Genomic DNA, 24412 nt, shown 5'->3' on the forward strand with positions numbered 1-24412 from the left:
GATGCACCACGACGAAACCAAGGCCGCCGCCCGCGTCGACCGCTTCCTCGCCGAGCGCCTCCCCCTCGCGGTGACGGCCGAGCGGATCCCGCTCGCCGTCGCCGCGTGGACGGCGGTCGGCGAGCCGGTCGGCGTCGAGACCGCGACCGACCCGCGGAACGCGTACGAGACGATCGAGCCGGGAGCGCCGTGGGGCGCCCCCTGGGACACCACCTGGTTCCGGGTGACCGGGACGGTGCCCGCCCTGTGGAGCGACCCGGGCGACCGGTTCCGGATCGAGCTCTCGCTCGACCTCGGCTTCGACCGGGCCAAGCCCGGCTTCCAGTGCGAGGGCCTGGCCCGCGCCGCGGACGGCCGGGTGCTCAAGGGCCTCGAGCCGCGCAACCACCACGTGCCGCTCGACGCGGCCCCCGGCGAGGAGTTCCTCGTCTGGGTGGAGGGCGCGTCCAACCCCGACCTCACCGGCGGGAACGACTTCGCCGGCCCGGGCGGCTTCTCGCCCACCCCGTTCGGCGACCGCGCGACCGCGCCCGTCGAGCCGCTCTACCGGCTCGGCCGCTTCTCCGTCGTGCTGGTCGACACCGTCGCCGAGCGCCTCGGCCTCGAGCTGAGCGTCCTGCGCGGGCTGCACGACGAGCTGCCGTCCACCGAACCGCGCCGGCACGAGATCCTCGCCGGGCTGACCGGGGCTCTCAACGTCCTCGACCCCGACGACCTCGCCGGCACCGTCGCCGATGCGCGCGCGGTGATCGCGCCGCTGCTCGCCGCCCCGGCCGCGCACTCCGCGCACCGGATCTCGGCCACCGGCCACGCGCACATCGACTCCGCCTGGCTCTGGCCGACCCGCGAGACCGTCCGCAAGTGCGCGCGCACCTTCTCCAACGTGCTCGATCTGATGGACCGCGACCCGGAGGCCGTCTTCACCTGCTCCTCCGCCCAGCAGTTCGCCTGGATGAAGGAGCACCACCCCGGGATCTTCGCCCGCATCGTCGAGCGGGTCCGCGAGAGCCGCTTCGTCCCGGTCGGCAACATGTGGGTCGAGTCCGACGTCACCATGCCCTCCGGCGAGTCGCTGGTGCGCCAGCTGCAGCAGGGCGCGCGGTTCTTCCAGGAGGAGTTCGGCGCGATCAGCGAGGTCGGCTGGCTGCCGGACTCCTTCGGCTACCCGGCCGCGCTGCCGCAGCTGCTGCGGAAGGCGGGGCTGCGCTGGTTCTTCACGCAGAAGATGTGCTGGAACGAGACCAACGCGATGCCGCACCACTCCTTCGTCTGGGAGGGGCTCGACGGCTCGCGGATCTTCACGCACTTCCCGCCCTCGAACACCTACAGCGGTGACCTCCGGCCGACCGAGCTGGCCCGCATCGTCCGCAACTTCCAGGAGCACGGGCGGGCGACCCGCTCGCTGATGCCGTTCGGCTACGGCGACGGCGGCGGCGGACCGACCCGCGAGATGATGGCGCTCGCGCGGCTGCAGTCCGATCTCGAGGGCTCGCCGCGCCTCGAGTTCTCCTCCGCGCACGACTTCTTCGAGGCCGCGGAGGCCGAGTACGCCGACCCGCCGGTCTGGTCCGGCGAGATGTACCTCGAGTTCCACCGCGGCATCCTCACCTCGCAGGCCCGCACCAAGCAGGGCAACCGCCGCAACGAGCGGCTGCTGGCCGAGGCGGAGCACTGGGCGAGCGTCGCGTTCCTGCGCCACGGCGTGCCGTTCCCGTTCGACGAGCTCGACGCGCTCTGGCGGCGGGTGCTGCTCCTGCAGTTCCACGACATCCTCCCCGGCACCGCGATCGCCTGGGTGCACCGTGAGGCCGAGCGCACGCACGCCGAGGTGACGGCGGCCCTGGAGCGGATGATCGACGAGCGGCTCGCGGTGCTCGTCGGGCCGGGCGAGCGGCGGATCGCGCTGAACGCGGCGCCCGTCGTCGTCGGCGGGGTACCGGCGCGGGGCGGGGCCGCGGTGGAGGCTGTGGTGGCGGCCGCCGAGGGTCTCTTCGTGCGCGCCGAGGGCGAGGGCTTCGTCCTCGAGTCGCCGCGCCTCGTCGTCGCCGTCACCGCGCAGGGGCTCCTCTCGAGCGTCCTCGACCGCGACTCCGGGCGCGAGCTGCTGCCCGCCGGTCGCGTCGCGAACCTGCTGCAGCTGCACCGCGACGAGCCGAACCAGTGGGACGCCTGGGACCTCGACGCCGCCTACCGTGACACCGTCGTCGACCTCGTCGACGGCACGGTCGAGCTCGGCGAGGACGGCGCGAGCGTCGTCGTCCGCCGGACCTTCGGGTGCGGCGGCAGCACGGCGACCCAGACGATCGCCCTCGATCCGCGCGAGCCCGCGGTCCGGATCCGCACGGTCGTCGACTGGCACGAGCGGCGGAAGCTGCTCAAGCTCGCCTTCCCGCTCGACGTGCACGCCGAGCACTCCTCGGCCGAGACGCAGTTCGGCCACGTCCGCCGCCCCGTGCACACCAACACCAGCTGGGAGGCGGCGAAGTACGAGATCTGCGCGCACCGCTGGCTGCACGTCGGCGAGCCGGGCTTCGGCGTCGCCGTGGCCTCCGACGCGGTCTACGGCTACGACGTGCAGCGCACGATCGACGACGGCCGCGTCAGCACCGTGGTCCGCCAGTCCCTGCTGCGCGCGCCGACCTTCCCCGATCCGGAGGCGGACCAGGGCGAGCACGCGTTCCTCAGCACGATCACCGTCGCGCCCGGCATCGCCGACGCCGTCCGGGCCGGCTTCGCCGCGAGCACCGCGCCGCGCGTCGTCCTCGGCGGGTCGATCCCGGAGGCGCTCGTCGTCGTCGAGGACCCGGCCGTGGTCGTCGACACGGTCACGCTCGCCGCCGACCGCAGCGGCGACGTGATCGTGCGGCTGCACGAGGCCCTGGGCGGGCGCGTCCGCACGGCGCTGGTCGTCGCGCATCCGCTCAGCGGCGTCCGCGAGGTCGACCTGCTCGACCGCGACGCCGAGGGGACGGCGCTGCTGGGCGTCGACCCCGGCAGGATCGCGCTCGAGCTGCGGCCGTTCGAGGTCGTGAGCCTGCGCCTCTCCCCCGCTTCCGTTCCTTCCCCCGAGGAGACCCCGTGATCACCGTCGACGACGCCCCCTACGCCGCCCGGCTGATCGCGGACGCCCGCGTGCGCGGCGACGAGTTCGTCGCGCGCGCCCGGCAGCCGCTGACCGGGCTCGGCCCGCGCCCGACCATGCGCGCCATCACCTCCCTGGTCGCCCTGGCGATCGCGGAGGACGACGCGGGCCCGGAGTCGCGGGACGCCGCCGAGACGTACCTGCGGCACCTCGCCGCCCAGCAGCTCGACAGCGGCCTGTTCTCGAGCAGCGGCAACCTCGCCTCGCCGCCCGACACCGCGTTCACGATCAACGACCTCTGCGGCTGCGTCGAGCTGCTCGACCGGTACCGGCCCGCAGGGTTCGAGCAGGTGCGCGCCGGTCTCGCCGCCGTCGCGGTCGCCGCCTCGCCCGCGATGCTGGCGGGCGGCGTGCACACGCCGAACCACCGCTGGGAGCTGGCGAGCGCCCTCGCCGCCCTCGCGGTCCACGTGCACGGCGGGCGCTCGGCGGGCGGCGCGTCCGGCGCCCTCGCCGCCGCGCTGCTCGACCGCGCCTACGCCTGGCTGGCCGAGGGCGTCGACATCGACGCCGACGGGCAGTACAGCGAGCGCAGCGCCGTCTACGCCACCGAGGTCACGAACCCGAGCCTGCTGACGCTGGCGCACGACCTCGATCGGCCGTCCCTGCTGGAGCCGGTGCGGCGGAACCTCCGCGCGATCGCCGGCCTGGTCGAGGACGACGGCGAGATCGAGTGCGTGCACTCCCGCCGCCAGGACCAGACCATCCCCTACGACGTCGAGAACCTGCTCTCGCCCTACCGCCTGCTCGCGCTGGAGCACGCTGACGGCGATGCCGCCCGGATCGTCGGGCAGATCCTCGGCCGGACGCTGCGCGAGCCGGAGCGGCACCTCGCCGAGCTGCTGCGCCGCCCGGAGATCGGCGGACTCCTGCCCGAGCCGGCCACGACGCCCGGCTCGGTCACGCGCAGCTATCCGGTCAGCCGGCTGCTCCGCCGCCGCGAGGGCGCGCTCTCCGTGTCCGTCTCGGCCGGCAGCGACTTCGCGAGCACCGGCCGGATCGGCTCCGGCCTCGCCAACTCCGCGACCCTGCTCCGGGCGCGCGCGCATGGGCTGGTCCTGCGCTCGCTGCGCGTCTCGCCCGCGTTCTTCTCGCTCGGCTGCGCCCGACCGCAGTCCCTCGAGCCGACCGAGCGCGGCGCGGTGCTCGTCGAGCGGCGGGTCTCCGGCTACTACGACACCCTGGGCGCCGGCGCGCCCGCGGTCACCGCCGTCCCGGACAGCGAGGGCCGCTTCTTCTCGGTGATGGACTTCGCCCGGCGCGAGCGCTTCGACGTCGAGCTGCGGACGGAGGTGGCGGTCGAGGTCGACGAGACGGGCATCGACGTGCGGGTCTCCTTCACCGGCCTCGAGACGCGCTACGCGCTGGAGCTCGTCGTCGACGGCGACGCACTCGTGTCGGGCGCCGCGGCGCTCGAGGACGGCTGGTGGCTCGACGGAACCTACGCGACCGTCGCCACCGACGCGGCCGTGCTGTCGATCGACACCGAACCCGGGGACGGCGTGCCGCCGGTCTTCGACGACGGCGAGATGTTCACGTACGTCGGCGGCGCCGACCGCATCGCCGGCACCCGGATCCTGCTCGGCGGCTCCACGGCCGAGCCGCGCCGCCTGCGACTCGCGATCGCGCCCCGATGAGCACCCCCATGAGCGCCGACGGCTCTCACCACGGCACGGCCGGCTCCGGAGGCTTCCACGGCAGCACCGCCGCCACCGGCTGGGAGACGGGGCTGATGGTCGGCACCGGGACGACCGGTGCGGCGCTGTACGAGGGCCCCGACGGCGAGGGAGACGGCGGAGGCGCGGTCGTCTCGCTCTCGCACGAGCGGCTCCGCCTGCCGGTCGACCCGCTGGTCGGGCCGCCGCTGCTCGCCCCGCTGCTGCCGGCGATCCGCGCGCTGCTCGACCGGGCGCCCGTCAGCGACGCCGACGCGGAGCGGATCGAGGAGTGGCACACCCGCGCCTGGGCCGAGGAGGGGCACGACGGCGCGCTCCTCGACGCCGACCCCCTGGTGCCCGCGGGAGTCCTCCGGCTCGAGCTGGCGACCGGGTCGTCCGTCGGCACCCGCGAGCGCTCCGTCGACTACGCGGCGGGCTCTGCCGCCGTGACCCTCCCGACGGGACTCACGGTCAACGTCCGGGCCGACCGCGCGGCGGACCGGCTCCTCGTCTCGGTGCACGCGGACTCGCCCTTCTCCGGCCTGCTCCGGCTCGCCCCGGCCGACGAGCCGACCGAGCCCGACCTCGGCCCCGACGCGCCGCGGGACCACCGCGAGCACGCCCTCGTCCGCGCGGTCGACGGCGGCGAGACCCTCGCCCTCGAGACCGTGCCCCGGCACCCCCGCGCGACCGGCTTCCGCTCCGCCCTCGTCGTCGCGCGCCTCTTGCGGGGCCAGGAGTCCGCCGTGAGGGAGCGCGACGCGACCTGGCCCGCCTGGCGCGTCTCCGGCGCCCGCGAGCTGGAGCTGGAGCTGCGGGTCTCGGTGACCTCGACCGCGCCCGCGCCCGTCACTCCGCCGGTCCTCGCCCGCTACCCCGCCGCGACCACCCCCCACGAGCGGCTCGTCGGCGCCTGCTCCTTCTCCCTCGGCGCCGCGACCCCGCGCAGCATCGAGGAGGTGCGCGCCGACCCCGCGGCGAGCGACGAGCTCGTCGAGCGCGCCTTCGCCGCCGGCCGGCACGCGATCATCGCGGCGACCGGCGAGCTGCCCGCCAGCCTGCAGGGCGTCTGGGCCGGCTCCTGGGCGCCGGCCTGGTCCTCGGATTACACGCTCAACGGGAACGTGCAGAACGGCGGCGTCGCCTCGCTCGGCACCACCGGCACCCCCGAGCTGCTGCGCTCGTTCTTCACCGCCGTCGCCGAGTTCGAGGACGACTACCGCCTCAACGCCGAGCGGATCCTCGGCGCGCCCGGCTTCCTGCTGCCCACCCGCATCTCCGGGCACGGCCGCGCCAACCACTTCACCGCCGAGTACCCGCTGCAGTACTGGCTCGGCGGCGGCGGCTGGATCCTCCGCCTCGCCTGGGACCACTGGTCGAGCACCGGCGATGAGGAGTTCCTGCGCGGCTGGGCCCGGCCCTTCGCCCGCGAGGTCGTCGCCTGCTACCGGCACGCCCTGGTGATCGACCTGGACGGGACGGCGCACGTCTCTCCCGGCTACTCCCCCGAGAACCACCCGGGCGACCAGCGGACCCCGATCACCCGGGACGCCACCTCCGAGGTCGCGATGGTCCGGGACGCGCTGCTGATCGCCGCGCGCATCGAGCGGCTGGTCGCGCCCCGCGATCCCGGTGCCGCCGCCGAGTGGGAGGCGCTCGCCTCGCGGCTCCCCGGCTACCGCATCAGCCCCGACGGGCAGCTGGCGGAGTGGCAGGACCCGGCGCTCACCGACCGGCCGGAGCACCGGCACGCCTCGCACTTCTACCCCTGGTGGTACGAGGGCGACCCGGCGACCGCCGATCCCCTGCTCGGTGCCGCGGCCCTCGAGGCCGTCCGCGCCCGGCTGCGCTGGCGCGCCGAGGAGCCGACCGCCCCGCCCGGCCGGATGGAGATGGCGTTCGGACTCGTGCAGGCCGGCGTCGCCGCCGCCACGCTCGGCGACGCCGAGGCGGCACTGCAGTGCGTCGACTGGCTCGCCCGCCTGCACTGGCGCCCGAACATGATGCCCACCCACGACGCCGACGCGATCTTCAACGTCGACGCCGCGGGCGGCCTGCCCGCCCTGGTCGCGCAGATGCTCACCCGCTCGGACGGCACGACGCTGCACCTGCTGCCCGCACTGCCCGACCGCTGGGCGGCGGGACGGATCACCGGCCTGCACCTGCGCGGCGCCCTCCGGGTCGAGTCGCTCTCCTGGAGCCCGGAGTCCGTCGAGTGCCTGCTCCGCAGTCCCCTCGACGCGGCGGCGGCACGCCTCGGCGAGCGCGTGCTCGTGCGGCTGCCGATCGACGTCGAGCTCGAGGAGGGCACGCCCGGAGCGCTCCAGATCGACCCGCGCACCCTCTCGGTCGACCTGCGGGACGGCGCGCCCCTGCACCTCGCCCTGCGGAGGCTCTAGGCCGTCGCGATCGGCCCGCCGGCGGCCCAGACGGCCCGCACCTGCAGCGCGTCGTCCAGAAGCACCACGTCCGCCGCCCGGCCCACCGCGAGCGCGCCGAGCGCGCCCTCGGCTCCCAGCACGCGCGCCGGAGTCGCGGTGACCGCGCCGACCGCTGCCTCGAGCCCCAGGCCGACCGCCCCGGCCGCGCGCCGGAGCGCCGCGTCGAGCGTCAGTGTCGAGCCGGCGAGTGTCTCCGTGCCCTCCAGCCGGGCGACGCCGCCTCGCACATCGACGCGCAGCCGGCCGATCCGGTGCGCACCGTCGCCCGCTCCCGCCGCCGCCATCGCGTCGGTGACCAGCGCGATCCGTCCGGGCGCCGACGCGAAGGCGATCCGGGCGACGTCCGCGTCCACGTGCTCGCCGTCAAGGATCAGCTCCAGCACCACCCGATGGTCGGCCAGCGCCACCGGGATCGGCCCCGGCGCGCGGTGCCCGATGCCCGGCATCGCGTTGAAGGCGTGGGTGACCAGCCGCGCCCCGCGCTCGATCGCCGCGCGCGTCGTCGCCGCGTCCGCCTCCGTGTGTCCCACCGCGACGACGACCCCCGCCTCGGTGAGCCGCTCGATCGCCGCGAGGGCCCCCGGCAGCTCGGGAGCGATCGTGATCTGCCGGAGACTCCCGCGGGCCGCGCCGAGCAGCCGCTCGACCGCCTCGGCCGTCGGCGCGATCAGCGCCTCCGGGTCGTGCGCCCCGCAGCGCGACGGCGCGAGGAACGGCCCCTCCAGGTGCGCGCCGAGGACCAGCGGATCCTCCGCCGCCAGCGAGGCGACCGCGTCGAGCGAGGCCTCCAGCTGCGCGAGCGGAGCCGACACCAGGCTCACCAGCGAGCGCGTCGTCCCGTGCGTGCGATGCAGCGCGAGCCCCGCCCGCATCCCGTCCGCACCCTCGTCGAAGCTGCGGCCCGCCCCGCCGTGCACGTGCAGATCGACGAACCCCGGAGTCGCGGTCAGCCCGCTCGCGTCGTGCACCCGAGCACCGTCCGCCGCCCGCTCCCAGCCCCGCCCGGCCCCGACCTCGACGATCACCCCGTCGACCGCGACCAGCCAGAACTCCTCGACCGTCCCGCCCGCGTCGACCTTCCGCGCGCCGTGCAGCACCAGCCTCCCGGTCCGCTCCATGTCCACTCCTCCTCGTCCCGGGGCCACCGCCCCCTCGGCTCCTGCTGTCCGACCACCCGCGCAGCGGCCCTTCATGCTGGTCGAGCAGCCGCGCAGCCGCCTTCATGCTGGTCGAGTAGCCGCGCAGCGGCGTATCGAGACCCGCCCCGCCAGCACTCAGCCGCGCCGCCCCCAGATCGCCTCGATCTCCTCCGCACCCAGCACCCGATCCGCGAGCAGCAGCTGCCAGCTCCAGCTCGCCTCCGCCCCCGCGTCCAACGTCCACGTCTCGCCGAAGAACGGCGCCGCGCACAGCATCGGCGTCCCGCTCGTCCGCACGAACCACGTCGACGGATCGACGGGACTGCCCTCGTCCGCCCGCAGCGCGACCGTCGCGCTCCCGTCCGCCACCGCGAGCCAGCGCGACACGACCCCCATCGGCTCCGCGACGGCCCCGTCCGGCCCGCTCACCGTGCTTCCCTCGAACGACGGGTCCAGCCGCAGGAACAGCCCGCCGTAGCCCGCGTCCGGCCGCCCCGCCGTGGTCGGCGACCCGAAGACCAGCCGCTCCCCGAGCGCGCGCCAGCGGCTCTCGACCCGCAGCACCGTCACGTCCCCGAGCCGCCGCACGCTCAGCCGCCGCCGCTCGTCGAGGAAGCGCCACCCGCGCGCATCGAACCACCCCAGCGCGAGATCCCCCGGGTCCGCGCCCTCCGGCCGCTGCGACCCGTTGTTGTCCACCTGCCGGTAGCCGGTCCCCGTCAGCCAGGTCGGCCCGCCCCACAGGTTCGTGTCGAGCTCGGCGTCCCCGATCGTGACGTTCGACACCGCGAGCGACAGCCCGAGATGCCAGTCGTGGTCGGCGGGCCGCAGATCGCTGACGACGCGCCCGGCGGGCGTCCGCAGCGGATGCAGATACGGCCGCGGCGAGTCCTTCGGCGGCGTGTCCGGATCGGTGAGCACGAGGCGCCCGACCCCGTCCGGCAGTTCGACGGAGGTCGGCGAGTCCTGATCCATGCGGCCGACGGTACACGCTTTCCCGGGCTACAGTGCGACGATGCCCCGCACCGGAACCCCGCCCCGATCGCCGCGCCGATGACCGCCGTCCGCTTCGTCTCGATCGGCGACTCCTTCTCGGAGGGCGTCGGCGACGAGCTCCCCGACGGCACCGCCCGCGGCTGGGCCGACCTCACCGCGCAGAGCTGGGCGGATGCGCTCGGCGAGCCGATCGAGTACGCCAACCTCGCCATTCGCGGCCGCCTCATCGACCCGATCGTCGACGAGCAGCTCGAGCCCGCGCTCGCCCTGCGGCCGACCCACCTCTCCTTCAACGGCGGCGGCAACGACATGCTCCGACCACGCGCCGACATCGAGCGCATCGCGGACCGCTACCTCGAGGTCCTCGCCCGCTGCGACGCCGAGGGCGTCGTTCTGATCGCCCTCTCCGCCCCGGACCCGTCCGCGCGGCTCCCGCTCGGCCGCCTGATCAAGCGCCGCGGCGACGCCCTCACCTCGGCCGTCCTGCGCCGCACGCAGCAGCGTCAGGACATCGTCGTCGCCGACAACTGGACCGACCCGGCCTTCGCCGACCCGTCGCTCTGGTCCGAGGACCGCCTGCACCTCGGCCCGCGCGGTCACCACCGCGTCAGCGCCCGCGTGCTCGGCTCGCTCGGCCTCCCTGTCCCGCCCGCTGCCCAGGAGGCGCCCGAGCGGCCGACCGCAGCGAGCGGAGGCTCCGCGCAGTACTACCGCACCCACGTCGCGCCGTGGCTGCGCCGCCGGCTCACCGGCACGTCCTCCGGAGACGGCCGCACGGCCAAGTACCCGGAGCTCGTGCGCATCGCCCCGACCGCTTAGGCGGGGCCGCCGGAGGTCGGCGCCGGCTCAGCGCCAGCCGTAGCGTGCCGAGACGACCCGCGCGACCGCGTCGAACCGCGCACGCTCGAGCGCCGCGCCCTCGCGCCGCATCCCCGCGGGGTGCACGCGGAAGACCCGCTCCGGATCCGCGAAGCTCGGCCGCCCCTCCGGATCCCAGGGCCCCGCGCCGACCGCGAGGTAGCCGTCGTGCTTCTTCGAGCTCAGCCGGATCGCCAGCGCCGTGCCGGCCTTCTCGACCGCGAGGACGAGGACGGGGCGGTCCTTGCCGCGGCCGTCGTCCTCCTCGTAGGGCACCCAGGTCCAGACGACCTCGCCCGGGTCGGGATCGCCGTCCGGCGTCGGCGCGTAGCCGAGGTGGACGCGGCGCAGCCGGGTCGGGTCGACCTCGGAGGTCCTGCCGATGCCGTTCGCGCCCGGCGTGGGCGCCGTGGTGCTCAGGTACGGCCGCTGCGCGGGGGCACCGGCGTCGGCGCGCGGGGCGCTCGCGCGGCCGAGCAGTCGGAGGAGCAGGGACACGACGGAGCGTGAGGAGGGCACCTGAAAACCCTAGCCCGGAAACGGAAGGAGCCGGCTCCGAAGAGCCGGCTCCACCGGGGTGTCGCGGCGAGCGCGACGAGGCAGCGGGAGGACTAGTCCGCGAGGACGTAGCCCGCCTCGCCGTGGATGGCGGTGTCGATGCCGGCGATCTCGTCCTCGTTCTTCACGCGGAAGCCGATCGTCTTCTGGATGACCCAGCCGATCGCGTAGGTGAGGACGAAGGAGTAGATCAGGACGGTGAAGGCCGCGAGGGCCTGCTTGCCGAGCTGGCTGGCGTCGCCGGTGAGGAAGAGGCCGACATCGGTGCCGAAGAAGCCGATGTAGAGCGTTCCGATCAGACCGCCGACGAGGTGCACGCCGACCACGTCGAGCGAGTCGTCGTAGCCGAGCTTGTACTTGAGGTCGATCGCCAGGGCGCAGACGGCACCGGTGATCAGGCCGAGCACGATCGCCCAGAAGGGCGAGAGCACGGCGCAGGCCGGGGTGATCGCGACGAGGCCCGCGACGGCACCGGAGGCGGCGCCGATCGAGGTGGGCTTGCCGTCCTTGATCTTCTCGATGATCAGCCAGCCGATGATGGCGGCGGCCGGAGCGGCGATGGTGTTGAGGAAGGCGATCGCGGCGATGCCGTCGGCGGCGAGCTCGGAGCCGGCGTTGAAGCCGAACCAGCCGAACCAGAGGAGGCCGGCGCCGAGGAGCACGAACGGCGGGTTGTGCGGCTGGTGCGCACCCTTGGTGAAGTTGACGCGCTTGCCGAGGACCAGGGCGAGGGCGAGGGCCGCCGCACCGGCGTTGATGTGCACCGCGGTGCCGCCGGCGAAGTCGATCGCACCGACGTTGTAGGCGATCCAGCCGCCGTCCGAGGTGGCGCCGGTCTCGGGGTCGAGGGCGAAGTTGAACACCCACGAGGCGACCGGGAAGTAGACGATGGTCGCCCAGACGCCGGCGAAGACCATCCACGCGCCGAACTTGGCGCGATCGGCGATCGCACCGGAGATGAGCGCGACGGTGATGATCGCGAAGGTGGCCTGGAAGGCCGCGAAGGCGAGCGTCGGGTATGCGGACTCGATGTCACCGCGGGCCTCGGCGTAGGCACCGGCGAGGCCGAGCTGGCTGAGGTCGATGCCGAGGACGCCGTCGATGCCGACGAAGTCGCCCACGCCGGCGTTGGAGAAGGTGATCGCGTAGCCGTAGAGCACCCACAGCACGCCGATCAGGCCCATCGCGCCGAAGCTCAGCATCATCATGCTGATGACGCTCTTCGCTCGGACCAGACCGCCGTAGAAGAAGGCGAGCCCGGGGGTCATGAGCAGGACCAGCGCCGCCGCCAGGAGCAGGAACGCGGTATTGCCTTGATCCATTGTTGAACCTCTCGTGAGTAAGCAGAGTCGTGCAGGAGTCGTGAGTGAGGGCAGTGCAGAGCCCGATGAGGGCCGGCAGTCGCTGCACGACCCCGAAGACACGGCGTCTCGGAGGACGCGGGGTGTCGGGTCACCTCGGGTAGCCGACAGTCTGGCCGCGCGACGTTACGACCCGTGCGGCACGAGGTTTCGCGGATGTTACGAGCACGGCTCCCGTGTGAACAGTGCGTTACAGCGCGCCGCGGATCCCCCGCGCACGAGCCGCGGAGATGCCGCGGAGGACCGACGCGTCGCGTCAGCCCGTCGTCAGGCGAACGGCCGCATCGAGGTCAGCGCGATCAGGCGCGACATCGAGCGGAGGTACTTCTTGCGGTAGCCGCCGCTGAGCATGTCGCCGCCGAAGACCTCGTCCAGCGCGACGCCGGAGGCCAGCACCGGGATCTGCGCGTCGTAGACGCGATCGATGAAGGCGACGAGGCGGAGCGCGTCCGTCTGGTCGGTGAGGGTGGCGACGTCGCGGAGCACGATGGCGTCGACCCCGTCGATCACCTTGATGTAGCGCGAGGGGTGCACCGAGCCGAGGTGGTCGACCGCGGCGCGGAAGGAGTCGTCGGTGACGACGGCGCCGGAGGGGGCCGTGGCGACGAGCTCGTCGATCTCGCTGTCCGAGCGGGTGACCGCGTGGCCCTCGATGTCGCGGCGGCGGTAGTCGGTGCCGTCGATCCGCATCGTCTGGAAGTGCTCCGCCATCGCGTGGATCTCGCGGAGGAAGTCCGCGGCGGCGAAGCGCCCCTCGCCCAGCGCGTTCGGCGGGGTGTTCGAGGTCGCCGCGATGCGGGTGCCGGAGGCGACCAGCTCGCCCAGCAGCCGGGTCATCAGCATCGTGTCGCCCGGGTCGTCCAGCTCGAACTCGTCGATGCAGAGCAGCGCCGATCCCTTGAGGAGGGACACGGTCGCCGCGTAGCCGAGGGCGCCGACCAGGGCGGTGTACTCGATGAAGGTGCCGAAGTAGGTGCGGCCGGGCACCGCGTGCCAGATCGCCGCGAGCAGGTGGGTCTTGCCGACGCCGAAGCCGCCGTCGAGGTAGACGCCGGGCTTCACCGCGGGCGCCTTCCTCCGGCCGAAGCCGAGGAACCCGCCGCCGCCCTTGGATCCGCCGCCGGCCGCGAACGCCCGCAGCGCCTCGACGGCCTCCGCCTGCGAGGGGTACTCCGGGTCCGGCCGGTAGCTCTCGAAGGTCGCGCCCTCGAACTGCCGCGGCGGCACCAGGGTCGAGGCGATCTCGTGGCCGCTGATCTGCGGCGAGCGCGCGGTCAGGCTGCTCGTCGAACGGACGTCGTCGGGGGTCACGCGGTCTCGCATCCAGGGTCGCAGTACTGTGTCGAGCCGCACGTCGGCGGACGCCGGCGGCACTGTGTCGAACTCTTACGGGGCCGTCCGTGCACCCGCGCACGAGGGCGCGTACTGTCGCTGAGGGCGGTCTCCAGCGTAGCCCGCCCGCACCGCCGCCCATCCGAGAACCACGTCTGCGCCCCGCGCACCATCCTGGAGGTCCCCCTTGCCCGTTGAACTCGACCCGTCGCCGAAGTTCGCCGCCTACGCGCACCCCGAACGGCTCGTCAGCGGCGAGTGGCTCGAGCAGCGCCTCGGCACCCCCGGCCTCGTGGTCGTGGAGTCCGACGAGGACGTCCTGCTCTACGAGACCGGCCACATCCCCGGCTCGGTCAAGATCGACTGGCACACCGAACTCAACGACCCGGTGCAGCGCGACTACATCGACGGCGCCGCCTTCGCCGCGCTCGTCGGCGCCAAGGGCATCGCCCGCGACAGCACGGTCGTCATCTACGGCGACAAGAACAACTGGTGGGCCGCCTACGCCCTCTGGGTCTTCACCCTCTTCGGCCACGAGGACGTCCGCCTGCTCGACGGCGGCCGCGACAAGTGGATCGCCGACGGCCGGCCGACCACGACCGACGCCTCGAGCCCGGCCGCGGCCGAGTACCCGGCGGTCGAGCGCCGCGACGAGGACATCCGCGCCTTCAAGGAGGACGTGCTCGCCCACTTCGGCAACCCGCTGATCGACGTCCGCTCCCCCGAGGAGTTCTCCGGCGCCCGCACCACCGCGCCGGCCTACCCGGAGGAGGGCGCCCTGCGCGCCGGCCACATCCCCAGCGCGCAGAACGTGCCGTGGGGCAAGGCCGCGGCGGAGGACGGCACCTTCCGCTCCCTCGACGAGCTGAACGGCATCTACCGCGACGGCGCCGGCCTCGCCGACGGCGACACCGTCATCGCCTACTGCCGGATCGGCGAGCGCTCCTCGCACACCTGGTTCGTGCTCACCCACCTCCTCGGCTTCGAGGGCGTCAAGAACTACGACGGCTCCTGGACCGAGTGGGGCAGCGCCGTCCGTGTCCCGATCGTCCAGGGCGCCGAGCCCGGCGAGGCCCCCGCGCCCCGCTGATCGACCGGCTCCGACCGTGACCCGAGGGCCCCGTGCACACCTGTGCCGGGGCCCTCGGCGTCCTGCCCCGTCGTCCCCGCGTAGGGAAGAATGGAAGCGATGACCACCGACACCCCCGCCACCGACCTGCTCGGCCCCGCGCTCCGCGAGATCCGCGAGGAGTTCCTCGCCCTCGAGAAGCCCGAGCGCCTCCAGCTCCTCCTCGAGTTCTCCAACGACCTCCCCGAGCTGCCCGAGCGCTACCGCGATCACCCCGACCTGTTCGAGCGGGTCGAGGAGTGCCAGTCGCCGGTCTTCATCGTCGTCGAGTTCGACGGCGACGTGATCCACCTGCACGCGACCGCGCCGCGCGAGGCGCCGACCACCCGCGGCTTCGCCTCGATCCTCGCCCAGGGCCTGGACGGCCTGACGCCCGAGCAGGTGCTCGCGGTTCCCGACGACTTCCCGCAGACCATCGGCCTGTCCGAGGCGGTCTCGCCGCTGCGGCTGCGCGGGATGAGCGCGCTGCTCGGCCGCACCAAGCGCCAGATCCGCGCCCACCTGGCCGCCTGAGCCCGGCGCGAGAGCCCGGCACCGTGATCCTGCAGCCGCTCGTCCCCGCCGGCGAGCCGATCCGCCTCGGCGAGGACGGCGCGCGAGCGGCGATCGAGGCGGCCTACCTCCCCGGCGCCGCCGTCCGCGTGCGGCTCAACATGATCGCGAGCGTCAACGGCTCCAGCATCGGCTCCGACGGCACCAGCGAGACGCTGACCAACCGCGTCGACCGCACGATCCTCGGGGTCATCCGCGCTCAGGCCGACGTCGTCCTCGTCGGCGCCGCGAGCGTCCGCGCGGAGGGCTACCGCGTGCCCCAGCGCGCGCCGCTCGCCATCGTCTCCTCCTCCGGAGACCTGGCCGGCCACCGCCTCGAAGTGCAGGAGGGCGCCCGCGTGCTCCTGCTGCTGCCGGAGGGGCGAGCGACGCCGGCCGATCTCCCCCGCGGCGTCGAGGTGGTCCCGGTGCCCGCGACCGGCGGGCGGATGAGCGTCGACGCGATCCTCGCGGCCCTGCACGCCCTCGGCCTCGAGCGGGTCGTCTGCGAGGGCGGCGCCTCGCTGTCGGGCCAGTTCCTCGCCTCCGGCCGCGTCGACGAGCTCTGCCTGACGACCGCGCCTCGCGTCGTGCTGCCGGGCCTCCCCGTCGCGTCGACCGGCCGGCGGATCGACGACGCCTACGCCCTGACGTCGCTCGCCGCGGACGACGCCGGCTTCACCTACGCGCGCTGGACCCGGACCGGCTGAGCGCCCGCTCCGCCAGCCAGCGCTCGACCGACGACTCCCAGAGCTCCGGGTCGTCGTTCCAGAGCCGGGTGTGCCCCGCCCCGTGGAAGCGCACGAGGTCCACCAGATCGGGGCGCGCCGCCGCGAGGGCCTCGGACGGGCCGCTCGGCACGAAGTCGTCGTCGACGCTGTGCAGCAGGAGGACCGGCACGGTCAGCTCGGCGGCCCGCTCGACCAGATCCATCGCCGCCAGCGGGATGTGACTGCTCTGCCCGGTCAGCGCGGCCGACCACGGCCGCTGCATCGCCGTGAGCGCGAGCGCCGCGATCGGCGCCGGGATCCGGTTCAGCCGCGCCTGCTTCCGCAGGGTCACCCGCCAGTCGATCACCGGCGAGTCGAGCACCAGCCCGGCGATCAGCTCGCGGCGGCTCGAGCGCAGCGCGGTCTGCAGCACGATCGCACCGCCCATCGACCAGCCGACGAGCACGACCCGGCGCGCGCCGCGCCGCTCGGCGAACCGGATCGCGGCGTCGACGTCGCGCCACTCCGTCTCCCCCAGCGCGTAGCGCCGGTCCGGGCTCTCCGGAGCGTCGCCGTCGTTACGGTACGAGACGACCAGCGAGGTGACCCCCGCCCGGTGGAACGCCGCGATCCCGCGCAGCGTCTCCTCGCGGGTCGTCGCGCGGCCGTGCACGTGGATCGCCCAGACGCCGCCGTCCTCCTCGGCCGGGAAGAGCCAGGCCGGAGCCGCCCCGAACTGCGTCGGCACCTCCTCCGCCGTGAACGGCAGCCCGGTCTCGCGCGGCGAGAGCAGCAGCCAGCCGTTCAGCCGCCCGCGGGCGCCGGGCCGCAGCGTCCCGCGGTCGACCTGCCCGAGCTCCCGCACGACCCGGCCGCGCCCGGTCGCGAGCAGCCGCCCGATCCGCGCGTGCCCGCGCCCGTGGTCGAACCAGAGGCTGAAGCCGCCGCGGACCGCGGTGTCGACCGACGCCGACAGCTCGATCTCGTGCACGTCCGGCCGCACGGCGAGGACCCGCACGTCCTGCGCGCGCCGGGAGGGCGGAGTGACCACTCCGCGGAGGAAGGCCGTCCCGAGCGCGGCGCCGCCGAGGGCCGTCAGAGCGGCGAGGGCGGGGGCCGCGAGGACCGCGGCGAGGACGACACCGGTGTGCGCGCTCTCCGCGGCGTGCCTGCGGGCTTCGAGCATGCGGGAACTCTAGTCTGCGAGCGTGCCCGAATTCCCAGCGCCGTCCCAGCTCCCGGAGGAGTTCCGCGCCGCGGTCGACTCCCTGCGCCGGGCGACGACCCGCTCCGAGCTCACCGTCTCCGAGATCGCCTCGCCGGCCGGACTCGCGCCCTACGCCGTCGCCCTCTCCGGCGACGTCTCGCCGCGCGCCCACGGCCGCGACTCCGAGCTGGGCACCGGGCGCTTCATCCTGCTCTACGACCCCGAGGAGCCGGAGCAGTGGGGCGGCCCGTTCCGCGTCGTCTGCTTCGCCCAGGCCCCGCTCGAGATCGAGATCGGCACCGATCCCTTCCTCGCCGAGGTCGCCTGGTCCTGGCTGATGGACGCGCTCGAGGTCCGCGGCGCCTTCTACACCGCCGCCTCCGGCACCGCGACCAAGGTCCTCTCCACCGGATTCGGCGAGCTCGCCGCCCAGGGCGACGGCGCGCAGATCGAGATCCGGGCCTCCTGGAGCCCCGAGGATGCGCAGCTCGCTCCCCACGTGGAAGGCTGGGGGGAGCTGTTGTGCATGCTCGCGGGCCTCCCGCCCGTATCGGGCGACGGCGTGACCTCGCTCGCCTTCCGACGGAACAACCGTGACTGATTACCGTGTCCTCTCCACCCCCGACGAGTTCCTCGCCGCGGTCGACGCCCTCGCCGCCGGCGAGGGTCCCGTCGCCGTCGACGCCGAGCGCGCCTCCGGCTTCACCTACTCGCAGCGCGCGTACCTGATCCAGGTCTACCGCCGCGGCGCCGGAGCGTTCCTCTTCGACCCGCCCGCGATCGGCCGGATGGACGCCCTCCAGGCGGCGATCGGCGAAGAGGAGTGGATCCTGCACGCCGCCAGCCAGGACCTCGCCTGCCTGCGCGAGGTCGGCCTCGACCCGGTGCGCATCTTCGACACCGAGCTCGCCGCCCGCCTGCTCGGCCTGCCCAAGGTCGGTCTCGGCGCGGTCGTCGAGGACCTGCTCGGCATCCACCTCGCCAAGGAGCACTCGGCCGCCGACTGGTCGACCCGCCCCCTCCCCCAGAGCTGGCTGGTCTACGCCGCGAAGGACGTCGAGCTGCTGCCCGACCTGCGCGACCGGATGGCCGAGATGCTCGTCGAGGCCCGCAAGACCCGGATCGCCCGCGAGGAGTTCGAGGCGACCCTGGCACGGCAGCCCAAGCCGGTCCCGGCCGAGCCGTGGCGCCGCCTCTCCGGCATGCACGCCCTGCGCGGGCCCCGCGCCCTCGCCATCGCCCGCGAGCTCTGGCTGACCCGCGACGCCTTCGCTCGCGAGCGCGACATCGCGCCCGGCCGGCTGATCCCCGACTCCTCGATCATCGCCGTGTCGCGCAACGTCCCCACGAGCCTCGGCCAGCTCTCCGGCCGCCGCGACTTCACCGGCCGCGCCAGCCGCGGCGAGGTCGAGCGCTGGTGGGCCGCGATCGAGCGCGGTCAGAGCACCGAGGACCTGCCCGGCCCCGTCCGTCCCGCCGCCGACACCCTGCCGCCGCCGCGCGCCTGGGGCGACCGCAACCCGGTCGCCGATGCCAGGCTGAAGGCCGCCCGCGCCGTCGTCGGCGAGATCGCCGAGCTGCTCTCGCTCCCGGTCGAGAACCTGCTCACGCCCGAGCTGGTCCGCCGCCTCGCCTGGAACCCGCCGGAGCCGCTCGACCGGGACTCCGTCGCCGCCGAGCTGGAGCGCGCCGGTGCCCGCTCCTGGCAGATCGACGCGACCGCCGGCTCGCTCGCCACCGCGTTTGTGGAAGCCGGGCAAGCACCCGTCGAGGGCACGGAACCCGCTTCGTAGGAAGAAGCAAAGGATTCCGGCGCCCGTCGCCGCCTTCCTACGATCGGAAGGACGTCCGGTTTCCGAGAGGGCGTCCCGTTTTCAGGAGGCACTGTGGCCGAGAGATCCGAAGTCGTGTTCGTCGACGGAGTCCGTACTCCGTTCGGGCGAGCCGGTGAGAAGGGCATGTACTGGCAGACCCGGGCCGACGACCTCGTCGTCAAGGCCATGATCGGTCTGCTGGAGCGCAACACCGCCCTGCCCAAGGAGCGCGTGGACGAGGTCGCCATCGCCGCGACCACCCAGCAGGGCGACCAGGGCCTGACCCTCGGCCGCACCGCCGCGCTCCTCGCGGGCCTGCCGCGCTCGGTCCCCGGCTACGCGATCGACCGGATGTGCGCGGGAGCGATGACCTCAGTCACCACGACCGCCGGCGGCATCGCCTTCGGCGCCTACGACGTCGTGATCGCCGGCGGCGTCGAGCACATGGGCCGCCACCCGATGGGCTTCAACGCCGACCCCAACCCGCGCTTCCTCTCGGAGCGCCTGGTCGGCGAGGAGGCCCTCAACATGGGCAAGACCGCGGAGAAGATCCACGACCGCTTCCCGCAGCTCACCAAGAGCCGCTCCGACCACTACGCCCTGCGCAGCCAGCAGAAGCTGGCCGAGGCCTACCGCAACGGCGACATCCAGCCCGATCTCGTCCCGGTCGCCACCCGCAGCGCCGCCGGCTGGGGCCTCGCCACCGCCGACGAGGCGCCCCGCCCCGAGACCACGCTCGAGGGGCTGGCGAATCTGCGCACCCCGTTCCGCCCCCACGGTCGCGTGACCGCCGGCAACTCCTCCGGTCTCAACGACGGCGCCGCCGTCTCGCTGCTGGCCAGCGCCGACGCCGCGAAGGAGCTGGGCCTGCCCGAGAAGATGCGCCTGGTCAGCTTCGCCTTCGCCGGCGTCGAGCCCGAGATCATGGGCATCGGCCCGGTCCCCTCGACCGAGAAGGCGCTGAAGAAGGCCGGGCTCGGCATCGAGGACATCGGCCTCTTCGAGCTCAACGAGGCGTTCGCCGTGCAGGTGCTCTCCTTCCTCGACCACTTCGGCATCGACGACGACGATCCGCGGGTCAACGAGTACGGCGGCGCGATCGCGATCGGCCACCCGCTCGCCTCCTCGGGCGTCCGGCTGATGATCCAGCTCGCCCGCCAGTTCGAGGCGCACCCCGAGGTCCGCTACGGCCTGACCGCGATGTGCGTCGGTCTCGGCCAGGGCGGCTCGGTCATCTGGGAGAACCCGCACTTCGACGGCAAGCGCGCACGACGGAAGGGACGCTGACCCATGCTCGAAGGATTCGAGGACCTGGTCGAACTCGCCGAGGGCGAGGTCGTCACCCACTCCTACGTCCGCGACGTCCCGCTCCCCAGCGGCCGCGTCCTGGCGCTGATCACGCTCGACAACGACCGCGACCACACCCGGCCGAGCACCTTCGGCCCCGCCGGGCTGTTCGAGCTGGCCGACGTGCTGCTCGCCCAGCAGGCGCGCGCGAAGGCCGGTGAGATCCAGGCGGTCGGCGTGACCGGCAAGCCGTTCATCCTCGCCGCCGGCGCCGACCTCAGCAAGGTCGGCAGCATCCCGAGCCACGAGATCGGCCGCCAGCTGGCGCGCCTCGGGCACACGACCCTCGGCCTGCTGTCCGAGCTCGGCGTCCCCTCGTTCGTCTTCATCAACGGGCTCGCGCTCGGCGGCGGCACCGAGATCGCGCTGAACGCCGACTACCGCACCGTCGACGCCTCGATCCCCGCGCTCGGGCTGCCCGAGGTCTTCCTCGGCATCATCCCCGGCTGGGGCGGCGCCTGGCTGCTGCCGAACCTGATCGGCATCGAGAACGCGCTCAAGGTGATCGTCGAGAACCCGCTGAAGAACAACCGGACCCTCAAGGGCCAGGACGTCTTCGACCTCGGCATCGCCGACGCGATCTTCCCCTCCGCGAGCTTCCTCGAGAACTCGCTGGTCTGGGCCGACGGCGTCCTCGGCGGGACCGTCGAGGTGAAGCGGCCGAACGTGCCCGGGAAGATCGAGCGCCTGGTCAAGTGGGACGCCGCGATCGCGATCGCCCGCAAGCAGCTCGAGTCGAAGATCGGCACCGTCGCCGCGTCGCCCTACCGCGCGCTCGACCTGCTGAAGGCCGCCAAGAGCAGCACCCGCGAGGAGGGCTTCGCCGCCGAGGACGAGGCGCTGGCCGACCTCGTCTCCGGGGATCAGTTCCGCGCGAGCATCTACGCCTTCGACCTGGTGCAGAAGCGGGCCAAGCGCCCCGCCGGCGCGCCGGACAAGAGCCTCGCCAAGCCGGTCACCAAGGTCGGCGTCATCGGCGCGGGTCTCATGGCCACGCAGTTCGCGCTGCTCTTCGTCCGCCGCCTCCAGGTGCCGGTCGTCATCACCGACCTCGACCAGGAGCGGGTGGACCGCGGCGTCGCGAGCATCGTCGGCGAGATCGACACCCTGCTCGCCAAGGGCCGCCTCTCGCCGGACGACGCGAACCGCCTCCGCGGTCTCGTCACCGGCACCACCGACCGCGCCGACTTCGCCGACGCCGACTGGATCATCGAGGCCGTCTTCGAGGAGCTCTCCGTCAAGCAGGAGGTCTTCGCCGACATCGAGCGCTACGTCTCCCCCACCGCCGTCCTCGCGACCAACACCTCCTCGCTCTCGGTCGAGCGGATCGGCGAGCGGCTGCAGCACCCGGAGCGCCTGGTCGGCTTCCACTTCTTCAACCCGGTGGCCGTGATGCCGCTGATCGAGGTCGTGAACACGCCGCAGACCGACGACGAGACGCTGTCGACGGCGATGGTCACGGCCGCGAAGCTGAAGAAGAACGCGGTCATCACCCGCGACACCCCCGGCTTCGTGGTCAACCGCGTGCTGGCCAAGGTCCTCGGCGAGGCGATGCACGCCGTCGACACCGGCACTCCCTTCGAGGTCGTCGAGGCCTCGCTCGAGCCGTTCGGCCTGCCGATGACGCCGTTCGAGCTGCTCGAGCTCGTCGGCCTCAAGGTCGGCGCGCACGTGCTCGACACCCACCACGCCGCCTTCCCGGACCGCTTCTACGACAGCGCCAACCTGCACCGCCTGGCGGAGCTCGGCCACGTCTTCGAGCGCGACGCCAAGGGCCGGGTGAAGGGCGTGGACAAGCGCGCCGTCGCCATCGTCAAGGGCGGCTCCGACCCGATGACCGCCGAGGAGCTGCGGCTTCGCGTCGAGACCGGCCTCGCCGACGAGGTGAAGCGGATGCTGGACGACGACGTCGTGCACGCCGCGGAGGACATCGACCTCTGCCTCATCCTCGGCGCCGGCTACCCGTTCCAGATGGGCGGCCTGACGCCCTACCTCGACCGCGTGGGCGCGAGCGAGCGCGCCTTCGGCGGCACGTTCCACGACCCGGCCATCCGCGGCGTCCAGTAGCCGCAGGGACGGCGAGAACGCAGGAGGGCGCCACCGGTCCGGTGGGCGCCCTCTCCCGTGCGTGGTGCGCGCTCAGTCCTTGCGCGCGTCGTCGTGCGCCGCGACCTCTTCGGGCAGCGGGCGCGCGACCGGGATCTTGCTGCCGAGCACCTGGGCGACGACGTCCCGGGCGATGTGCTGCGGAGTCAGTCCGACGTCCTCGAGGATCTCCTCGCGCTTGGCGTGGTCGAGGAACTGGTCCGGCAGCCCCAGCTCGGTGACGGCCGTGTCGACGCCGGCCTCGCGGAGGTCCTGGCGGATCCGGGTGCCGATGCCGCCGACGCGGACGCCGTCCTCGATCGAGATCACGAGGCGGTGCTCGGCCGCCAGATCGATGACGCTGCGCGGGACCGGCACGACCCAGCGCGGATCGACGACGGTGGCGCCGATGCCCTGCGCGGCGAGCCGCTGCGCGACGTCGAGGCCCATCGCGGCCATCGGGCCGACGGTGACGATCAGCACGTCCTGCCGCTCCGAGCGCAGCAGCACGTCCACGCCGTCGTCGAGGCGCTCGAGCGCGTCGATCTCGTCGCCGACGTTGCCCTTGGAGAAGCGCACGACCGTGGGGGCGTCCTTCACGCCGACGGCCTCCCGCAGCTCCTCGCGCAGCCGGACGGAGTCCCGGGGCGCGGCGAGGCGGATGTTCGGGACGACCTGGAGGATCGCGAGGTCCCACATGCCGTGGTGGCTCGGGCCGTCCGGGCCGGTGACCCCGGCGCGGTCGAGCACGAAGGTGACGCCGGCGCGGTGCAGCGCCACGTCCATCAGCACCTGGTCGAAGGCGCGGTTGACGAAGGTCGCGTAGAGCGCGACGACCGGGTGCAGACCGCCGAAGGCGAGGCCTGCGGCCGAGGTCACGGCGTGCTGCTCGGCGATGCCGACGTCGAACACGCGGTCCGGGTACTTCTCGGCGAGGCGGTCGAGGCCGACCGGGCGGAGCATCGCGGCGGTGATGCCGACGATCGTCGGGTCCTCGTCCGCGAGGGTGACGATCTCCTCCGCGAAGACCGAGGTCCAGGAGCGGGCGCCGCTCGCGCTGAGCGGCTCGCCGGTCTCGGGATCGATCTGGCCGACCGCGTGGAACTGGTCGGCGAGGTCCTGGACGGCGGGCTCGAAGCCCTTGCCCTTCTGCGTGATCGCGTGCACGATCACGGGCGTGCCGTAGTCCTTGGCCTGCTGGAGCGCCTCCTCCATCGCGGTGAGGTCGTGTCCGTCGATCGGGCCGAGGTACTTGATGTCGAGGTTGGAGTACAGCGCCTCGTTGTTGATGAAGCGGCTGAGGAAGCCGTGCAGGCCGCCGCGCACACCGCGGTAGACCGCGGCCGCGGGGCCGCCCAGGCGCTCGGAGACGGCGCGGGAGCCGCGGTGCAGCGTCCGGTAGGTGCGCCGGGTGCGGACGCCGTTGAGGAAGCGCGCCATGCCGCCGATGGTCGGGGCGTAGGAGCGGCCGTTGTCGTTGACGACGATGACGAGCCCGCGGGAGTTGTCGTCGCTGATGTTGTTCAGCGCCTCCCAGGTCATCCCGCCGGTGAGCGCGCCGTCGCCGACGACGGCGACCACGTGGCGATCGGTCTGGCCGGTCATCGTGAAGGCGCGGGAGATGCCGTCCGCCCAGGACAGCGAGCTGGACGCGTGCGAGCTCTCGACGATGTCGTGCGGCGACTCGGAGCGCTGCGGATAGCCGGCGAGTCCGCCGCGCTGGCGGAGGCCGGAGAAGTCCTGGCGCCCGGTCAGCAGCTTGTGCACGTAGGACTGGTGCCCCGTGTCGAAGATGATCGCGTCGTGCGGCGAGTCGAAGACCCGGTGGATCGCGATGGTCGTCTCGACGACGCCGAGATTCGGGCCGAGGTGGCCGCCGGTCTTGGACACCTCGCGCACGAGGAAGTCGCGGATCTCCAGCGCCAGCGTCTCGAGCTCGGTCCGGGTCAGGCGGTCGAGGTCGCGCGGTCCGGAGATGGTCTCGAGAACAGCCATTCGCGCCGCCTTTCCGGGGGATGTCTGAGGGGTGTGGACGTCTCCCGAGTCTACGCACGGGGTCCGGTGGAACAGGTGCGCGCCTCCCCGGCTTGCAGGGAGGCGCGCA

The 24412-nt window shown here is 73.7% G+C and carries 18 protein-coding genes; 11 read left to right on the top strand and 7 right to left on the bottom strand.

Annotation, left to right across the window (positions count from 1 at the left end):
• The first annotated feature begins 1 nt into the window (after position 1).
• The 3 genes from MT351_RS09145 to MT351_RS09155 are packed head-to-tail and all read left to right on the top strand — an operon-like array spanning position 2 to position 7199.
• Entirely contained in the window at positions 2-3082 is a 3081-nt protein-coding gene (locus MT351_RS09145; protein ID WP_243582017.1) for a glycoside hydrolase family 38 C-terminal domain-containing protein, read from the top strand.
• Complete coding sequence (locus MT351_RS09150) at positions 3079-4779, top strand: hypothetical protein (RefSeq protein ID WP_243582018.1); 1701 nt, start codon at positions 3079-3081, stop codon at positions 4777-4779. Before MT351_RS09145 ends, MT351_RS09150 begins: the two co-directional genes overlap by 4 nt.
• An 8-nt stretch (positions 4780-4787) precedes the next feature.
• Positions 4788-7199 (top strand): glycoside hydrolase family 95-like protein, encoded by a 2412-nt coding sequence (locus MT351_RS09155; RefSeq protein WP_165909085.1) that lies wholly within the window; start codon positions 4788-4790, stop codon positions 7197-7199.
• On the opposite strand, the gene MT351_RS09160 is transcribed toward MT351_RS09155, so the two are convergent.
• Entirely contained in the window at positions 7196-8359 is a 1164-nt protein-coding gene (locus MT351_RS09160) for an N-acetylglucosamine-6-phosphate deacetylase (protein WP_132437067.1), read from the bottom strand. The two genes, MT351_RS09155 and MT351_RS09160, sit on opposite strands and share 4 nt — an antisense overlap.
• Before the next feature lie 156 nt (positions 8360-8515).
• The gene (locus MT351_RS09165; protein ID WP_132437066.1) at positions 8516-9355 is read right to left on the bottom strand and encodes a DUF6807 family protein; all 840 of its coding nucleotides are present in this window, start codon (positions 9353-9355) and stop codon (positions 8516-8518) included.
• Between the two features lie 78 nt (positions 9356-9433).
• On the opposite strand from MT351_RS09165, the gene MT351_RS09170 reads away from it, so the two are divergent.
• Positions 9434-10195 carry an SGNH/GDSL hydrolase family protein gene (locus tag MT351_RS09170; protein ID WP_132437065.1) on the top strand — a complete coding sequence of 254 codons (762 nt, stop codon included), beginning with the start codon at positions 9434-9436 and terminating at the stop codon, positions 10193-10195.
• A 27-nt stretch (positions 10196-10222) separates the two neighbouring features.
• Here MT351_RS09170 and MT351_RS09175 read toward each other — a convergent pair whose 3' ends face one another.
• The 3 genes from MT351_RS09175 to zapE form a co-directional block, all read right to left on the bottom strand.
• Positions 10223-10753 carry a type II toxin-antitoxin system PemK/MazF family toxin gene (locus MT351_RS09175; RefSeq protein WP_243582019.1) on the bottom strand — a complete coding sequence of 177 codons (531 nt, stop codon included), beginning with the start codon at positions 10751-10753 and terminating at the stop codon, positions 10223-10225.
• 92 nt (positions 10754-10845) lie between these two features.
• On the bottom strand, positions 10846-12114 hold the full coding sequence (locus MT351_RS09180) for an ammonium transporter (RefSeq protein ID WP_123445871.1): 1269 nt from the start codon (positions 12112-12114) through the stop codon (positions 10846-10848).
• 306 nt (positions 12115-12420) lie between these two features.
• Positions 12421-13464, bottom strand: coding sequence for a cell division protein ZapE (gene zapE / locus MT351_RS09185; RefSeq protein WP_243582020.1), 1044 nt, complete (start codon positions 13462-13464; stop codon positions 12421-12423).
• A gap of 208 nt (positions 13465-13672) precedes the next feature.
• Here zapE and MT351_RS09190 point away from each other — a divergent pair, with 208 nt between their 5' ends.
• The 3 genes from MT351_RS09190 to MT351_RS09200 all read left to right on the top strand — a co-directional run bounded on the left by MT351_RS09190 (position 13673) and on the right by MT351_RS09200 (position 15855).
• Positions 13673-14575 (top strand): sulfurtransferase, encoded by a 903-nt coding sequence (locus tag MT351_RS09190; RefSeq protein ID WP_243582021.1) that lies wholly within the window; start codon positions 13673-13675, stop codon positions 14573-14575.
• A gap of 99 nt (positions 14576-14674) precedes the next feature.
• On the top strand, positions 14675-15127 hold the full coding sequence (locus MT351_RS09195; RefSeq protein WP_123732307.1) for a SufE family protein: 453 nt from the start codon (positions 14675-14677) through the stop codon (positions 15125-15127).
• Positions 15128-15150: 23 nt separating this feature from the next.
• A complete protein-coding gene (locus MT351_RS09200; RefSeq protein WP_132437062.1) occupies positions 15151-15855 on the top strand; it encodes a dihydrofolate reductase family protein in 705 nt (234 codons plus the stop codon).
• Here MT351_RS09200 and MT351_RS09205 read toward each other — a convergent pair.
• Positions 15824-17041 (bottom strand): S9 family peptidase, encoded by a 1218-nt coding sequence (locus tag MT351_RS09205; RefSeq protein ID WP_132437061.1) that lies wholly within the window; start codon positions 17039-17041, stop codon positions 15824-15826. The two genes, MT351_RS09200 and MT351_RS09205, sit on opposite strands and share 32 nt — an antisense overlap.
• 22 nt (positions 17042-17063) lie before the next feature.
• Between MT351_RS09205 and MT351_RS09210 the strand changes: the two genes are divergently transcribed.
• From MT351_RS09210 to MT351_RS09225, 4 genes are all read left to right on the top strand, one after another.
• On the top strand, positions 17064-17663 hold the full coding sequence (locus tag MT351_RS09210; RefSeq protein ID WP_123445865.1) for a DUF3000 domain-containing protein: 600 nt from the start codon (positions 17064-17066) through the stop codon (positions 17661-17663).
• Positions 17656-18855 carry a ribonuclease D gene (locus MT351_RS09215; protein WP_132437060.1) on the top strand — a complete coding sequence of 400 codons (1200 nt, stop codon included), beginning with the start codon at positions 17656-17658 and terminating at the stop codon, positions 18853-18855. Before MT351_RS09210 ends, MT351_RS09215 begins: the two co-directional genes overlap by 8 nt.
• Positions 18856-18948: 93 nt before the next feature.
• Positions 18949-20163, top strand: a complete 1215-nt coding sequence (locus MT351_RS09220) for a thiolase family protein (RefSeq protein WP_123445863.1) — start codon at positions 18949-18951, stop codon at positions 20161-20163.
• 3 nt (positions 20164-20166) lie between these two features.
• Entirely contained in the window at positions 20167-22290 is a 2124-nt protein-coding gene (locus MT351_RS09225; protein ID WP_132437059.1) for a 3-hydroxyacyl-CoA dehydrogenase NAD-binding domain-containing protein, read from the top strand.
• A gap of 72 nt (positions 22291-22362) precedes the next feature.
• Here MT351_RS09225 and dxs read toward each other — a convergent pair whose 3' ends face one another.
• Complete coding sequence (gene dxs, locus MT351_RS09230) at positions 22363-24303, bottom strand: 1-deoxy-D-xylulose-5-phosphate synthase (protein WP_123703583.1); 1941 nt, start codon at positions 24301-24303, stop codon at positions 22363-22365.
• Between the last annotated feature and the right edge of the window lie 109 nt (positions 24304-24412).

Source organism: Rathayibacter sp. VKM Ac-2926, from assembly GCF_022815565.1.
Taxonomy (GTDB): domain Bacteria; phylum Actinomycetota; class Actinomycetes; order Actinomycetales; family Microbacteriaceae; genus Rathayibacter; species Rathayibacter festucae.